This window comes from Clostridium tarantellae (assembly GCF_009295725.1).
In the GTDB taxonomy this organism is placed as follows: domain Bacteria; phylum Bacillota; class Clostridia; order Clostridiales; family Clostridiaceae; genus Sarcina; species Sarcina tarantellae.
Genome location: NZ_WHJC01000566.1, coordinates 1 through 864 on the forward strand (window position 1 = coordinate 1; position 864 = coordinate 864).

Consider the following 864-nt stretch of genomic DNA (forward strand, 5'->3'; position numbering starts at 1 on the left):
ATTATAAGAATTCAATTGCTTATTAAAAATATATTACATTTACATTAATAATTAGTTTTATTTTACATTAAAAAAGATAGTATATTAAATACTATCTTTAAGTGGAGCGGAAGACGGGACTCGAACCCGCAACTTTCACCTTGGCAAGGTGACACTCTACCATTGAGTCACTTCCGCATATTTAAATTAACTTATAAAAATATTATATATTAATTTTTTTATTTTTGCAACTATTTCATAAAGTTTTTTAATTTATATATAATTTTTTAAAATTAAAATTATTAATGTTTTAAATTTATCTGTTTATGAACTATAAAATTCACATTAAATATATAGAATTTCTTAATTTTATATACTAATATATATTTGTTATTTCTTTAAAAGTAGTATAATTAAAATAACAAAATTATTAGGAGTGATATATATGAAAGTTCTATTACATATTAATGAACAAAGTAAATGGAATATGCTTTTAGATAATGCTAAACACATGTTAGCTTCTGATGAAAAGTTTATATTAGAAGTAGTTGCTAATGGCGAAGCTGTAAAAACTTTGCAAAAACAAGATGAATATTCTAATTCTATTTTTGAACTATCTAAAAAAGGTATTAAATTTATAGCTTGTAATAATTCAATAAATAAATTTAATATAAACAAAAATTCTCTTTATGAATTTGTTATAGTAGTACCAGCAGGTATGGTGGAAATAGCTAAAAAACAAAATTGTGGTTATTCCTATATTAAACCTTGATAAAATCTTATTTAAAATTAATTAAGATAATAATAAACTGTATGATTTATATTTTAAAATAATCATACAGTTTATTATTATCTATTAATTTAAAAATTATTTGAATTTATATG

At 19.8% G+C, this 864-nt stretch carries 1 protein-coding gene and 1 tRNA gene; one reads left to right on the forward strand and one right to left on the reverse strand.

Features of this window, described 5'->3' with window-relative positions; all coding sequences use genetic code 11:
- Nucleotides 1-102: 102 nt before the first annotated feature.
- Nucleotides 103-177 (reverse strand) — tRNA-Gly (locus GBZ86_RS16380).
- A 247-nt stretch (nucleotides 178-424) separates the two neighbouring features.
- Here GBZ86_RS16380 and GBZ86_RS16385 point away from each other — a divergent pair.
- The gene (locus GBZ86_RS16385) at nucleotides 425-751 is read left to right on the forward strand and encodes a DsrE family protein (protein ID WP_152892438.1); all 327 of its coding nucleotides are present in this window, start codon (nucleotides 425-427) and stop codon (nucleotides 749-751) included.
- The last annotated feature ends 113 nt before the right edge of the window (nucleotides 752-864 follow it).